Genomic DNA, 11,599 nt, shown 5'->3' with positions numbered 1-11,599 from the left:
GTGATCAGGCCCGTCCGCCCTCGATGATCAGCGCCAGCCCGTCGAGCAGCGGGCTCAGGCCGAACTCGAAGAGCCGGTCGAGGTCGAGCTCGAAGTCGCCGCCCAGGTCCTCGACCACCCTGACGAACGTGGGATAGGCGCCCAGGGTGAGCAGCGCGGGGTACGGGGCGTTCTGGTCCATCCACTCCTCGTCGGTCAGGCCGGTGACGGCCTGGGCCTGCTGCTCCAGCTCCAGGTTGGCCGCGATGCCCTGGACGTAGCTGTAGAGCAGGATGTGGACCTGCATCATCGTGTCCGGGTCGAGGCCGTGGCCGTCGACCGCCGCGAGCGCCCATTCGGCGTGCCGGAGCAGGGCGGGCGAGGGCCGTGGCCGGGTGAGCGAGGTGACCCAGGCCAGCCACGGATGCCTGCGGTAGCCGGCCCACTGCAGGCGCGCGGAGACCTCCAGCCGGGCCCGCCAGCCGGGTGGCGGCTCGTCGGGGAGCGGGAACTCCGCGATCGCCGCGTCGGTCATCAGCCCGACGAGGTCGTCCTTGTCGCGGACATGGCGGTAGAGCGACATCGTGGACACGCCGAGCCGCCCGGCGACGCCCCGCATGGACACGGCGGCCAGCCCTTCGGCGTCGGCCATCTCGACGGCCACGGCGACGACGCGCTCCGGCGTCAGCTCGTGCTCCCCTCCCCCGGCCCGTGGCGCGCCCGCCTGGCCGCGCGAGCCGGTCCCGGGACGCCACGCCGTCACGAGCGTGCCGACGCGCGGCTCGGCCCTGACGACGCCCTCCTGGGCCAGCACGGTGAGAGCCTTGGCGGCGGTGGCGAGCGCGACGCCCCAGTCCTGGGCGAGCCGCCGGGTCGAGGGCACCCGGTCACCCTCCTTCAGCTCCCCGCGGGCCACCCGGGCCTTCACGTCCTCGACGATCCGCAGGTACGGCGGAGCCGACATCGAACCTCCTGGTCATCGCTGTACTAGTACAGGATAGTACACCGAGCTGGTTGTACGCACTCAAAATACGCTGTACATTCAGTCGCGTACACCGTCCAAACAGACAGGAGTCTCCCATGAGCAGCGTTCTCGTCTCCGGCGCCGGCATCGGCGGGCCCGTCCTCGCCCACTGGCTGACCCGGCACGGCTTCGACGTGACGATCGTGGAGCGCGCCGCCGCCCCGCGCCGCGGCGGCCAGGCCGTGGACCTGCGAGGAGCCGCCGTCACCGTGGCCGAGCGGATGGGCATCCTGGAGCAGGTCCTCGCCAAGCGGACCCAGATGCTCGGCATGTCGATGGTCGACCGCGACGGCAACGAGACCATGCGCACCACCGAGCACACGATCAGCGCCGGCCGGCTCGACGGCGACGACGTCGAGATCATGCGCGAGGACCTCGTCGCCATCGTCGCGGCCGCGGCCGGCGGCGCGCAGACGATCTACGGCGACTCCATCTCCGCGCTGGAGCAGGACGCCGACGGCGTGGACGTGACGTTCGAGCGGGGCGGGCGGCGGCGGTTCGACTACGTGGTCGGCGCCGACGGCCTGCACTCCAACGTCCGCGCGCTGGCGTTCGGCGAGGAGTCGCGCTTCGTCCGCCACCTCGGCATGTACGTCTCCATCTACAGCGCGCCGAACTTCCTCGACCTCGACCGCTGGCAGATCTGGCACCGTGAGGGAGACGCCGGCTACGGCGTCTACAGCGCGCCGGGCAACGCCACGATCCGGGTGAACGCCGGGTTCGGCGCCGAGCAGCCGATCGCCTTCGACCACCGCGACGTCGAGGCGCAGAAGCGGCTGGTCGAGGAGCACTGCTCGGCGCTGGGCTGGGAGACGCCGCGGCTGATGAAGGCGATGTGGGAGGCCGACGACTTCTACTTCGACGCCGCCGCCCAGATCCACATGGACCACTGGTCGACGGGCCGGGTGACGCTGCTGGGCGACGCGGGCTACTGCGCCTCCCTGTTCTCGGGCCAGGGCACCAGCCTCGCCATGGTGGGGGCGTACGTGCTGGCGCAGGAGCTGGGGGCGGACCGGCGGGGCGCCTTCGACCGGTACGAGGAGCGGATGCGGACGTTCGTCCGGCTCAACCAGGAGCTGGCCACGGAGAACCCCGGCGGGGCCGCCTCCGAGGAGAGCGTGCGGCGGGCGGCCACGGCCATCTCCCTCGACCGCTAGTCCGCCACTCCTCCGCGTCCGGCTAGTCCTCCGCGTCTGGTTAGTCCTCCGCGTCCGGTGCGACGCGGCCGACCAGCCGCTCGTACCGCTGCCTGGCGGCCTGCGGGGTGCCGAGCCCGAGCCCGAAGGCGATCTCCTGCCAGGTCATGCCGCGACCGCGCGCCATCTGGAGGAGCCCGGCCTCCAGCTCGTCCATCTCCCCGCGCGCCTGCGGGACGAGGCTCAGCGCGGCGGTGATGTCGGCGTGGTCCACCTCCGGCTCGCCGTCCTCCAGCGGCGCGGCCCCGCTGAGCAGGAACGACACCAGCCTCACGGCCTCGTGCGGCCCGATGGCCGACGGGTGGGTCTGCCGGAGTCGTTGCTCCTGGGTGGTCGCGTGCCGCTCGGCGATGCGGAACAGGGACGCGTGGACGCGATGCGCCCGCGCCTGCTCCGGCTGCGGGGGCGTGAAAGGATCCGCGGTCGATGACATGGGACGAGGATGCAGCGCTGAACGATGTGATGTCAACTTACTGTTTTAAACGGGTTGTTCAAGCGCGAGCCGGGCCCGAAGCCGACGGGCCGGTTGCCGCTACGATGTCCGGCCATGACGGGATTCAGGCGTGCGCTGGCCGCCACAAGCGCCGCCGTTCTGGGGCCGGCCGCCCTGGCGGCGACGCTCCTCACGATCACCCCGGCCCCGGCGCAGGCCGCCCGCGCGGGGATGACCGACGAGATCACGATGACCCTCCGCAAGGACGGCACGCTGCACGTCACCGAGAAGATCTCCGGCGCGACGGGGGCGCTGCGCCGGACCTTCCTCACCCGCACCCGCCACGACGACGCCGACGACCGGCTCTACCAGATCGCGAACGTCAAGGGCGGCAAGCTGTCCGGCGACGAGCTGTCCGTCACGGCGCCCGCCACGGTCGAGTACGACGTCAAGGGCACCGTGACGCCGGCCGGCAACGTGCAGGAGATGCGGTGGTTCGCGGTGAACGGGTGGAGCGTCCCCGTCGCCAGGGCCACGGTCAAGGTCGCCGGGCCGGGCCTGGTGCAGAGCCTGTCGTGCTTCGCCGGGGAGCTCACCTCGGCCGTGGGCTGCACCTCCGCCGCCATGGACCACACCGGCACCTCGGCCGAGTTCGAACAGGAGAACCTGGCCCCTGGACAGGCGCTCACCGTCGTCGTGGCCTACCCCAAGGGCGCCAGCGCCGGGGCGCCCATCCTGGACCGGCGCTTCTCGCTGACCTCCGCGTTCGCGGTGAACACCGTCACCGGCGGCGCGCTGGCCGTCCTCCTCGTGCTGCTGCTCGGCGGGCTGGGGCTGCTGTACTGGACGCGCGGGCGCGACGCCCGGGTGGTCGCCCACGAGAAGGATCACGACAAGCACGACAAGAGCGTGCCCGTGCAGAACGGGCACTTCTCCCCGCCCGACGGGGTCCGGCCCGGCCAGATCGGCACGCTCGTGGACGAGCAGGCCGACGTGGTCGACGTGACGGCGACGATCGTGGACCTGGCCGTGCGCGGGTTCCTGCGGATCGACGAGCAGCCCCGCCAGGCGTACGACGCGCCCGACTGGATGCTGGTCAGGCTGCCGGCCGGGCACCCCGCCGCCCTCCTGCCGTACGAGCGGGCGCTCTACGACGCGATCTTCGACGGGCGCGACGCGGTGCTGCTGTCGCAGCTCTCCGGCTCGTTCGCCAGCCACCTGGGCAAGGTGCGCGACGCCCTGTACGCCGACGTGGTCAGGCAGGGCTGGTTCGCCCGCCGGCCCGACACCGAGCGCACCCGGTGGACGATGGCCGGGGTGGCGCTCATCGGCGTGGGCCTGCTGGCCACCGTGGCGCTGGCCTGGTTCACCTCGTACGGGCTGCTCGGGCTGGCCCTGATCATCGCGGGCGGCGCGCTGGCCGTGGGCGGGCAGTACATGCCGGCCAAGACGGCCCGCGGGTCGGCGGCGCTGGCGCACACGCTGACGTTCCGGGAGTACCTGTTCTCCGGCGACCTGGGCGAGGTGCCGGAGCAGCACCGGGTGGAGCTGTTCTCCCGCTACCTCCCGTACGCGGTGATCTTCGACGGCGTGGAGCACTGGTCGCGCATCGTCGCCTCGGTCACCGGCAACGGGCACGAGGCCGACAACCTGTACTGGTACCACGGGCCGGCGGAGTGGGACCTGTCGAAGTTCGCGGGCTCGATGCGCACCTTCACCACCACCACGTCGGGTGCCATCTCGGCCACCCGCCAGTTCCGCACCCTCTGACCCGGCGGGCTGCTTCCGGCCGCCCCGGCGGCGTGGCGTCCGCCGGGATGTGGGACCTTCTATTCGTGAGAAGCCGCTGGTCGGCGCGGGGGTGGGGGCGCACCGGAGGAGTGGGCGACGCGCCGGACGGCCCCGTCACGAGCGGCGGGCTCCGGCGTGAAAGGATCAGGCGTGCGCGACGAGGAACTGCTGACGGCCGTGGCCAGCGGCGACGCCGTCGCCGTGCGCGAGGCCGTGACCGAGGGGGCCTGGCTGGAGGCACGCGACGCCCGGGGCCGCACCCCGCTGCTCCTGGCCGCTGCCGCGGACCACGCGGACGTGGCGCAGCTCCTGGTGTCGGCCGGCGCCGACCCGGACGCGCCCGACCACCAGGGCGACACGCCGTGGCTGGTGACCGGGGCGACGGGCAGCGTGGCCATGCTGCGCGCGCTGCTGCCCGCCGGGCCCGACCTCGACCACGCCAACCGCGACGGCGCCACGGTGGTGATCCTGGCCGCCGAGCGCGGCCACGCCGACTACGTGCGCGCGGTGCTGGAGGCGGGCGCCGCCGTGGATCACATCGACGACCGGGGGCTGACCGCGCTGCTGGAGACGGTCATCGTGGGCGACGGCTCGGAGCGCTTCCAGGAGGTCGTCCGGCTGCTGCTGGCGGCCGGGGCCGACCCGCGGCGCACGGACCGCGACGGGGTGACGGCGTTCGAGCACGCGGTCGCCAAGGGACACCTGGAAGTGGCGGCCCTCCTGCGCGACGCCATCCGCCCGCGTCCCTGACCCCTGTCGGGGGGTCATCTCGGGGCGAGGCCCGTCACGAGGGCGTCGAGGGCGTAGACGAAACGGTCCTCATGGTCCCCCGGGGTGCCGAGCCCGGCCGCCAGCGCCTCGGCGAGGACGGGGTGGCGCGCCGGATCGACAGGGGGCTCGGGGTCGGGCTGGTCGTGCCCCGGCGTGCGACCGGCCTCCGCGAGCACCTGCCCGATGACGAACGTGGCCAGCGTGGTGATCACGTGCAGCGCCTCCGTGGGGCTGAACCCCTCCTCCACCAGCGCTCCGGCGGCGATCTCCACGGTCAGCAGGCCGCCGGGCGTCGAGACGGGCCGGGTCGCGAGCAGCGGCAGCAGCCCGGGATGGGCGAGCAGCGCGGCCCGGAACGACACCGCGAACGCCCGGGCCCACTCCCGCCACGGCCCCTCCGGCCGCACGGTGACCCCGGCCAGGGCGCGGTCCACGAGCCCGTCGAGGACGGCGTCCTTGTTCGGCAGGTAGTAGTACAGCGTCATCGCCTCGACGCCCAGCTCCTTGCCCAGCCGGCGCATGGACAGCGCGGCGACGCCGTCCCGGTCCACCAGCTCCAGCGCGGCGTCCAGAATCCGCTCCCTTGACAGACCCGCTCGTCTCATACACCGTAAGATACGTTCTTACACCGTAAGAGAGCGAGTTCGCCATGAAGACCCTGATCCGCGACTTCTTCACCGCCGTCAACGAGCGCCGCCTGGACGACCTGCCCGCCTTCATGGCCGCCGACGTCGTCGACCACAACAAGATCATTTATGGCGAGCCGGACGAGCCCGGAGCGGCGTTCGAGGGCATCCGGATGCAGCTCGACGCCTTCGACCCCTTCCACCTCGCGGTCGAGGAGCTCGCCGAGGAAGGCGACCGGGTCGTGGCCCGGCTGCTCATGACCGGGACGCACTCCGGCTACCACCCGCGCATGCCGGAGCCCACCGGCAGGAGCTTCACCGTCGAGGCGATCTTCATCTTCACGGTGCGCGACGGGAAGGTCAGCGAGATCCGGGCGGTCAGCGACCGCCTGGGCATGTTCGCCCAGCTCGCCTGGGAGTGGCCGGAGGTCGCCTGAGGGCGCCCTCCGGCCGTCAGGCCAAGGTGGAGGTCAGGCCGTCAGGCCAAGGTGGAGGCCACGCCGTCAGGCCGGGGTGGAGGCCAGGCGCAGCTCGCCGACGACCCGGCCGCCGCCCAGGACGGGCGTCGTGGCGGGCAGCTGGCCCGTGTCGAGGCCCAGCGAGCGCAGCGCCGCGACGGTCACCGGCGTCCGCGCGCGCGGCGCCCCGTCCTCGACCTTGACGGCGCCCGCGCGGCCGTCCTCGAAGGCGAACGCCTCGAAACCCTCCGCCCCCGCCTTCAGCATCAGCCCTGGCACCGCCCGCATGAGCGACGCCTCCACCCGGCTGCTGCCCGACGTCCACTCCGGATAGGCCGTCACGGCCTCGAAGATCCGCCGTTCGGGCGAGCCGGCCTCGCCGAGCGGGAACGCCCGGAAGGCCCGCGCCGTCCCCAGCATCGACACGAAGTACAGGGGCGCCCCGCAGCCGTCCACGCCCGCGGCCGCCATCCGCTCCCCCGTGAGCTCCTCCGCGGTGGCCCGGATCGCCCGCTGGAGCGGATGCGTGATCTCCAGGTAGGTGTCGAGCGGCCACCCGTTCGACACGCAGGTGGCGAGCATGGCGGCGTGCTTGCCGGAGCAGTTCATGTACACGCGGGCCCGCTCGGGCACCGACCGGTCCTCGGGGTAGTCCTCCGGGCAGCGCAGCGCCGACTCGTCCAGGCCGGCCCCGGCGAGGATCTTCCGCACCCCCTCGACGTGGAACGGCTCGCCGGCGTGCGAGGCGCAGGCCAGCGCCAGCAGCTCCCCCTCCAGCCGGAGGCCGGCGCGCAGCATGCCCAGCGCCTGCAGGGGCTTCATCGACGAACGCGGCGACGCCGGCACGTGCACCGCGCCGTGCGTCTCCACTGGACGGCCGTCCGCGTCCACCGTCAACATCCGGACGTGGTGCCTCGACTCCACGAACCCAGAACGGACAACCTCCACCACCAGCGACATTTCACGCCCCTTTCCGGCCAAGAGTCTACGAAGGCTCCGTCCTGCGCCAGAATGGGATCCCATGCGAGCAGTGGTGCAGCGAGTGACGGCCGCGTCGGTGGTGGTCGACGGTCAGACGATCGGGGCCATCGACGAGCCCGGACTCCTGGTGCTGGTCGGGGTGACGCACACCGACACGGCCGCCGAGGCCCGCAAGCTCGCCGCCAAGCTGTGGGGGCTGCGCGTCCTGCACGGCGAGAAGTCCTGCTCCGACGTGTCGGCGCCGCTGCTGGTCATCAGCCAGTTCACGCTGTACGGCGACGCGCGCAAGGGCCGCCGCCCCACCTGGCAGGCCGCCGCGCCGGGGCCGGTGGCCGAGCCGCTGGTGGAGGCGGTGGTGGCGGAACTGCGGGCGCTGGGGGCGCACGTGGAGACGGGCAGCTTCGGCGCCGACATGAAGGTCTCCCTCGTCAACGACGGGCCGATCACGCTGATCGTGGACGTCTAGAAGACCTCTTCTTTGTTACGGCACAGCCGGCCCGGCGCCACCCGCCGCACGGGGCCGAGGGCCTCCAGGGGAACGGCCTCTGACCGGATGACGGCGAGCCGCCGTTACGTGCGCATCCTTGGCCGTCGCCGGGGTGAAACCCGCGACCACGGCCGCCCGACCTTGGGGGAAGGCCCTCAGCGGATGCGGCGCCGCAGGGAAGGGTCGATCTGGACGTTGCGCCCGGCGTCCGGGGGGACGATCACTTCCTGGGAAGCCGCCACACCCCCGGCGAGCAGCGGCGCGTCCACCGGCACCGTGCGCTTGACCACCGCGAGCGCGATCGGCCCGAGCTCGTGGTGGCGGGCGGCCGAGCCGACCGTGCCCACCTCCTGGCTCTCGAAGATCACCGGCGCCCCGTGCGGCGGCAGCGTGTCGACGCTGCCGTCGAGGTGCAGGAACACCAGCCGCCGCGGCGGATGCCCCAGGTTGTGGACCCGGGCGACCGTCTCCTGGCCGCGGTAGCAGCCCTTGGTCAGGTGGACGGCGCTGCCGATCAGGCCGATCTCGTGCGGGATCGTCTTGTGGTCGGTGTCGAGGCCCATCCGCGGCTCGTACCGCTCGATCCGCAGCGCCTCGTACGCCCACAGCCCCGCCAGCGGCCTGCCCAGGTGCTCCGGCAGCTCGGAACGCGGCACCAGGAAGTCCTCGGTGGCCGTGGACAGCACGGCCAGGTCGTCGGCCCGCGACACCTCCACCCGCAGCATGAACCGCATGCGGTCGAGGTAGGCCACCAGGCTGTCGGCGGCGCCCGGCTCGACGTGCCCGAGCACGCTCTCGCCGTCGTCGACCAGCGTCAGGTGGTGCAGGATGCGACCCTGGAGGTCGAGGTCGAGCGTCCGCGTCCACTGGCCCGGGGGCAGCGTGTCGAGCTTCTGCGAGGTGAGGTCGTTGAGCCACTTCAGCCGGTCGGCGCCGGAGATCCGGATCACCTCGCGGTTGCTGCGGTCGACCACCGCCTCGCCCCGCACCAGCGCGCGCTGTTCGGCGAACAGGTCACCGTAGTGGGCGGCGACGTCGGCGTCCGGGGCCTCGGCGGCCACGGCGCCGGGCAGGTCCAGCAGAGGACTACGCATGCCGTCCAGATTATCGGCCGTGCGGACCTTCGATCTCAGCGGCAGTCGCGGCAGCGGCCGAACACCGTGAGGTGGTGGACGTCGGCGGCGAACCCCAGCTCCTCGTCCAGCCCCCGGACCAGGCCCTCCGCCAGCTCGGGCCGCACCTCGATCACCTCGCCGCACCCCCGGCACACCAGGTGGACGTGGTCGGCCTCGGCCGCCAGGTGGTAGGTCGGCGCGCCGTGCCCCAGATGGGTGTGCGTCACCATGCCGAGCTCTTCCAGGAGCTCAAGGGTGCGGTAGACGGTCGAGATGTTGACGCCGCGCGCCGTCTCCCGGACCTTGGCGCAGATCTCCTCCGGGGTGGCGTGCTCCAGCGTCTTGACCGCCTCCAGCACCAGCTGCCGCTGGGGAGTCACCCGGTAGCCCTTGGCGCGGAGCTCCTCGTGCCACTGCGTCTCGGTCATGCTCCGAGTCTACGGCCGGCGCTTTAATCGCTTGCCCTTCTCGCGGGCCACCGCATAACTTCGTGAGTACGCGGAAAGGAGGTGGTCCAAACAATGGTGATTCATAGTTGGGCTAGCGAGGTGGTTGTCCGCTGACGATGCGGACGCCCCGTCTCGCGCCGTTCGGCGAATTCGAGGCAACCACCGGGGCCCCCGGCGGCTGGAGGGCGGGAATCCCATCCCGACCATGGTCCATCCAGCCCGCTCACCATCGAGCGGAGCACGCCCGGGGCCCTTTTTTATGCCCGCGTCCCGCGCCCCCGCCGCGGCGGCCGGTCAGTGCTCGCCGCGTGGTTCGACGCCCAGCTCGGCGCACGCCCGCCGGTAGAGCCGCACGACCGCCGTGCGCACCTGCGCCCGCTCGGTCAGCGTCTCGCCCCACGGCACCCGCACCCGCTCGCCGCCGTCGACCGTGAACTCGATGGCCTCGCCGTCGACGCCGCTCGTCAGCGCGCTGGTCGCCTCCGGACGGCCGCCGAGGCCGCGCACGATGAGCAGCGCGTCGTCGCCGTGGTCGTCGTTCATGTGCCGCTTGATCGCCTCGACCGCCTCGGCGGTGAACGGGCCCGCGCTCATCCCACCTTCTTCAGCTCGGCCGACATGTGCGAGGTGAGCGGGTGCCCCGTCGCGGCCATGTCGTAGGCCCACATCAGGTTGCCCTTGACCAGCCCGTACAGGCGCCGCCCCGCGGTGTACTCCTTGGCCGTCACCGTGCGGGCCACCACGTCGGTCTGCAGCTCGATCTTGTGGAAGACGACCTCGCCGACGTAGATCTCCACGATGCCGGTGGGGTGGGCGAGCACCACTTCGAGCTGCCGGTTCGGCTGCGCGCGCCAGTAGCCGGACTCGGTGGCGAGCGGCCTGACGCGGTTGCCGTCCTGGTCGAGCAGCCAGGTGCGGCTCACGTACGACAGGAACGGCTTGCCGTTGTGGCCGAACTCGATCTCCTGGCCGAAGTTGAAGCTCTCGATCGTCGGATAGCCCCCGACACCGGCGCCCTCCCACCTGCCGAGCAGGAAGGCGATCGGCTCCAGATCGGGATGCACCTCAGGTTCTTCCATGTCCCCCAACCCTAGTGGCCGCGCGGACGGTCGCGGGCGTTAGTGTGACGGGCATGGCACGATCACTGGTGATCAAGGTGACCGCGGGGGCCGACGCTCCGGAGCGCTGCAACCAGGCGTTCACGGTCGCGGCCGCCGCGCTGGCGAGCGGTGTCCCGGTCTCCCTCTGGCTGACCGGCGAGTCCTCCTGGTTCGCCCTCCCGGGACGGGCCAAGGAGTTCAGCCTGCCCCATGCCGCTCCGCTGACGGACCTGCTGGACGCGGTGCTCGCGGGCGGGCGCGTCACGGTCTGCACGCAGTGCGCGGCCCGGCGCGACATCACGGTCGACGACGTCATCGAGGGGGTGCGCATCGCGGGCGCGCCGACGTTCGTCGAGGAGGCGGTCGCCGAGGGCGCCCAGGCGCTGGTGTACTGACCCGGCGCCGGCGCGGTCAGTGGCCGGGGTCGGCCTGCCCGTAGGTGAAGGAGGCGAGGCTCAGGCGCCCCTCCTCCCGCTGGGCGGCCTGGACGAGCAGCCGGAGGCCGAGGCCGATGGCCTCCAGCCGCGGCCCGTTCTTCTGCCAGTACCCGCGTCCGTAGTCGTCGTCGCTGAGTGCCGTACAGGTCGCCGCGCTGGTCGTGTCGTACCGCCCCGCGACGTCCTGGACCCGATCCGCCAGCTCGCCCATCGCCCCGGCCAGCCCGTTGATCTGGCTGACGCTGTAGGTGACGCCTTGCATCTCCATCCGGCGGTTCCCTTCCCTGACTGGCTCCGTTGATCGATAGTATGCGGGCGTCGTGACTGCTTTGTGGGGTTGATGTAACGATGAGTGATTCATGGGAGTTGCTCCGGCAACTCGTTCAGGACGTCAACCAGCAGGCCGAGCAGGCCAAGGAGCTGCACCGCAAGGCACGTGACCTGACGGGTTCGTCGCGATCCGAGGACGGCATGGTCACCGTCACCGTCGGCCCCCAGGGGGAGCTGCGCTCCGTCGACTTCGACCCCCGCGTCTACCGGGAGCTGTCACCCACCGAGCTGGCCGCCTGCGTCGTCGAGCAGGCCGCGCTCGCCACCAGGCAGGTGTCCGACGAGCTGCGGACCCTGGCCGGACCACTGATCGCCGACGACGTCCCGCTGGAGGACCTGTTCGGCGAGGGCGTGAGCTTCGAGTCGTTCCTGCCCGGGACCGACCGGCGGGGGCCGGGCACGTGACGGCCGGGATCGTCGGC

At 72.3% G+C, this 11,599-nt stretch carries 16 protein-coding genes; 7 read left to right on the top strand and 9 right to left on the bottom strand.

Annotated elements, in window-relative coordinates; all coding sequences use genetic code 11:
* Positions 1-4 precede the first annotated feature (4 nt).
* Positions 5-943, bottom strand: a complete 939-nt coding sequence (locus tag HTZ77_RS43450) for a TetR/AcrR family transcriptional regulator C-terminal domain-containing protein (RefSeq protein WP_175595653.1) — start codon at positions 941-943, stop codon at positions 5-7.
* 116 nt (positions 944-1,059) lie between these two features.
* Here HTZ77_RS43450 and HTZ77_RS43445 point away from each other — a divergent pair, with 116 nt between their 5' ends.
* Positions 1,060-2,160, top strand: coding sequence for an FAD-dependent monooxygenase (locus HTZ77_RS43445; RefSeq protein WP_175595652.1), 1,101 nt, complete (start codon positions 1,060-1,062; stop codon positions 2,158-2,160).
* A gap of 40 nt (positions 2,161-2,200) precedes the next feature.
* Here the strand turns inward: HTZ77_RS43445 and HTZ77_RS43440 are convergent, their stop codons facing one another.
* Positions 2,201-2,632: a DNA-binding protein gene (locus HTZ77_RS43440; protein ID WP_175595651.1), complete on the bottom strand. Its 432-nt coding sequence runs from the start codon at positions 2,630-2,632 to the stop codon at positions 2,201-2,203.
* A 114-nt stretch (positions 2,633-2,746) separates the two neighbouring features.
* Between HTZ77_RS43440 and HTZ77_RS43435 the strand changes: the two genes are divergently transcribed.
* Both HTZ77_RS43435 and HTZ77_RS43430 read left to right on the top strand, forming a co-directional pair.
* A complete protein-coding gene (locus HTZ77_RS43435) occupies positions 2,747-4,402 on the top strand; it encodes a DUF2207 domain-containing protein (protein WP_175595650.1) in 1,656 nt (551 codons plus the stop codon).
* Positions 4,403-4,573: 171 nt separating this feature from the next.
* Positions 4,574-5,173: an ankyrin repeat domain-containing protein gene (locus tag HTZ77_RS43430; RefSeq protein ID WP_328809109.1), complete on the top strand. Its 600-nt coding sequence runs from the start codon at positions 4,574-4,576 to the stop codon at positions 5,171-5,173.
* 14 nt (positions 5,174-5,187) lie between these two features.
* Here HTZ77_RS43430 and HTZ77_RS43425 read toward each other — a convergent pair whose 3' ends face one another.
* Entirely contained in the window at positions 5,188-5,799 is a 612-nt protein-coding gene (locus tag HTZ77_RS43425) for a TetR/AcrR family transcriptional regulator C-terminal domain-containing protein (RefSeq protein ID WP_175595648.1), read from the bottom strand.
* A gap of 44 nt (positions 5,800-5,843) precedes the next feature.
* On the opposite strand from HTZ77_RS43425, the gene HTZ77_RS43420 reads away from it, so the two are divergent.
* Positions 5,844-6,257, top strand: a complete 414-nt coding sequence (locus HTZ77_RS43420) for an ester cyclase (RefSeq protein WP_175595647.1) — start codon at positions 5,844-5,846, stop codon at positions 6,255-6,257.
* A gap of 66 nt (positions 6,258-6,323) precedes the next feature.
* Here HTZ77_RS43420 and HTZ77_RS43415 read toward each other — a convergent pair whose 3' ends face one another.
* The gene (locus HTZ77_RS43415) at positions 6,324-7,238 is read right to left on the bottom strand and encodes an asparaginase (RefSeq protein WP_175595646.1); all 915 of its coding nucleotides are present in this window, start codon (positions 7,236-7,238) and stop codon (positions 6,324-6,326) included.
* Positions 7,239-7,299: 61 nt separating this feature from the next.
* On the opposite strand from HTZ77_RS43415, the gene dtd reads away from it, so the two are divergent.
* Positions 7,300-7,725 (top strand): D-aminoacyl-tRNA deacylase, encoded by a 426-nt coding sequence (gene dtd, locus HTZ77_RS43410; protein ID WP_175595645.1) that lies wholly within the window; start codon positions 7,300-7,302, stop codon positions 7,723-7,725.
* A gap of 176 nt (positions 7,726-7,901) precedes the next feature.
* On the opposite strand, the gene ygfZ is transcribed toward dtd, so the two are convergent.
* From ygfZ to HTZ77_RS43390, 4 genes are all read right to left on the bottom strand, one after another.
* A complete protein-coding gene (gene ygfZ / locus HTZ77_RS43405) occupies positions 7,902-8,840 on the bottom strand; it encodes a CAF17-like 4Fe-4S cluster assembly/insertion protein YgfZ (RefSeq protein WP_175595644.1) in 939 nt (312 codons plus the stop codon).
* Positions 8,841-8,875: 35 nt separating this feature from the next.
* Positions 8,876-9,289: a Fur family transcriptional regulator gene (locus HTZ77_RS43400; RefSeq protein WP_175595643.1), complete on the bottom strand. Its 414-nt coding sequence runs from the start codon at positions 9,287-9,289 to the stop codon at positions 8,876-8,878.
* 315 nt (positions 9,290-9,604) lie between these two features.
* The gene (locus HTZ77_RS43395; protein WP_175595642.1) at positions 9,605-9,904 is read right to left on the bottom strand and encodes a DUF2470 domain-containing protein; all 300 of its coding nucleotides are present in this window, start codon (positions 9,902-9,904) and stop codon (positions 9,605-9,607) included.
* Positions 9,901-10,389 carry an FABP family protein gene (locus tag HTZ77_RS43390; RefSeq protein WP_175595641.1) on the bottom strand — a complete coding sequence of 163 codons (489 nt, stop codon included), beginning with the start codon at positions 10,387-10,389 and terminating at the stop codon, positions 9,901-9,903. Before HTZ77_RS43390 ends, HTZ77_RS43395 begins: the two co-directional genes overlap by 4 nt.
* Positions 10,390-10,442: 53 nt before the next feature.
* Here HTZ77_RS43390 and HTZ77_RS43385 point away from each other — a divergent pair, with 53 nt between their 5' ends.
* On the top strand, positions 10,443-10,805 hold the full coding sequence (locus HTZ77_RS43385) for a DsrE family protein (protein ID WP_175595640.1): 363 nt from the start codon (positions 10,443-10,445) through the stop codon (positions 10,803-10,805).
* A gap of 16 nt (positions 10,806-10,821) precedes the next feature.
* On the opposite strand, the gene HTZ77_RS43380 is transcribed toward HTZ77_RS43385, so the two are convergent.
* Complete coding sequence (locus tag HTZ77_RS43380) at positions 10,822-11,115, bottom strand: hypothetical protein (RefSeq protein ID WP_175595639.1); 294 nt, start codon at positions 11,113-11,115, stop codon at positions 10,822-10,824.
* Positions 11,116-11,195: 80 nt separating this feature from the next.
* Here HTZ77_RS43380 and HTZ77_RS43375 point away from each other — a divergent pair, with 80 nt between their 5' ends.
* Positions 11,196-11,582: a YbaB/EbfC family nucleoid-associated protein gene (locus tag HTZ77_RS43375; RefSeq protein WP_175595638.1), complete on the top strand. Its 387-nt coding sequence runs from the start codon at positions 11,196-11,198 to the stop codon at positions 11,580-11,582.
* Positions 11,583-11,599: the final 17 nt, after the last annotated feature.

This window comes from Nonomuraea montanisoli (assembly GCF_013363975.1).
GTDB lineage: Bacteria > Actinomycetota > Actinomycetes > Streptosporangiales > Streptosporangiaceae > Nonomuraea > Nonomuraea montanisoli.
The sequence above is the reverse complement of the archived record's forward strand: the minus strand, read 5'-3'. Positions and strand labels throughout refer to the sequence as shown.

Excerpts from the sequence above, each read along its gene's own strand:
- HTZ77_RS43440 (WP_175595651.1), bottom strand. The coding sequence starts at position 2,632 with ATGTCATCGACCGCGGATCCTTTCACGCCCCCGCAGCCGGAGCAGGCG.
- dtd (WP_175595645.1), top strand. The coding sequence starts at position 7,300 with ATGCGAGCAGTGGTGCAGCGAGTGACGGCCGCGTCGGTGGTGGTCGAC.
- HTZ77_RS43420 (WP_175595647.1), top strand. The coding sequence starts at position 5,844 with ATGAAGACCCTGATCCGCGACTTCTTCACCGCCGTCAACGAGCGCCGC.
- ygfZ (WP_175595644.1), bottom strand. The coding sequence starts at position 8,840 with ATGCGTAGTCCTCTGCTGGACCTGCCCGGCGCCGTGGCCGCCGAGGCC.
- HTZ77_RS43435 (WP_175595650.1), top strand. The coding sequence starts at position 2,747 with ATGACGGGATTCAGGCGTGCGCTGGCCGCCACAAGCGCCGCCGTTCTG.
- HTZ77_RS43425 (WP_175595648.1), bottom strand. The coding sequence starts at position 5,799 with ATGAGACGAGCGGGTCTGTCAAGGGAGCGGATTCTGGACGCCGCGCTG.
- HTZ77_RS43385 (WP_175595640.1), top strand. The coding sequence starts at position 10,443 with ATGGCACGATCACTGGTGATCAAGGTGACCGCGGGGGCCGACGCTCCG.
- HTZ77_RS43390 (WP_175595641.1), bottom strand. The coding sequence starts at position 10,389 with ATGGAAGAACCTGAGGTGCATCCCGATCTGGAGCCGATCGCCTTCCTG.
- HTZ77_RS43400 (WP_175595643.1), bottom strand. The coding sequence starts at position 9,289 with ATGACCGAGACGCAGTGGCACGAGGAGCTCCGCGCCAAGGGCTACCGG.
- HTZ77_RS43375 (WP_175595638.1), top strand. The coding sequence starts at position 11,196 with ATGAGTGATTCATGGGAGTTGCTCCGGCAACTCGTTCAGGACGTCAAC.
- HTZ77_RS43445 (WP_175595652.1), top strand. The coding sequence starts at position 1,060 with ATGAGCAGCGTTCTCGTCTCCGGCGCCGGCATCGGCGGGCCCGTCCTC.
- HTZ77_RS43415 (WP_175595646.1), bottom strand. The coding sequence starts at position 7,238 with ATGTCGCTGGTGGTGGAGGTTGTCCGTTCTGGGTTCGTGGAGTCGAGG.
- HTZ77_RS43380 (WP_175595639.1), bottom strand. The coding sequence starts at position 11,115 with ATGGAGATGCAAGGCGTCACCTACAGCGTCAGCCAGATCAACGGGCTG.
- HTZ77_RS43450 (WP_175595653.1), bottom strand. The coding sequence starts at position 943 with ATGTCGGCTCCGCCGTACCTGCGGATCGTCGAGGACGTGAAGGCCCGG.
- HTZ77_RS43395 (WP_175595642.1), bottom strand. The coding sequence starts at position 9,904 with ATGAGCGCGGGCCCGTTCACCGCCGAGGCGGTCGAGGCGATCAAGCGG.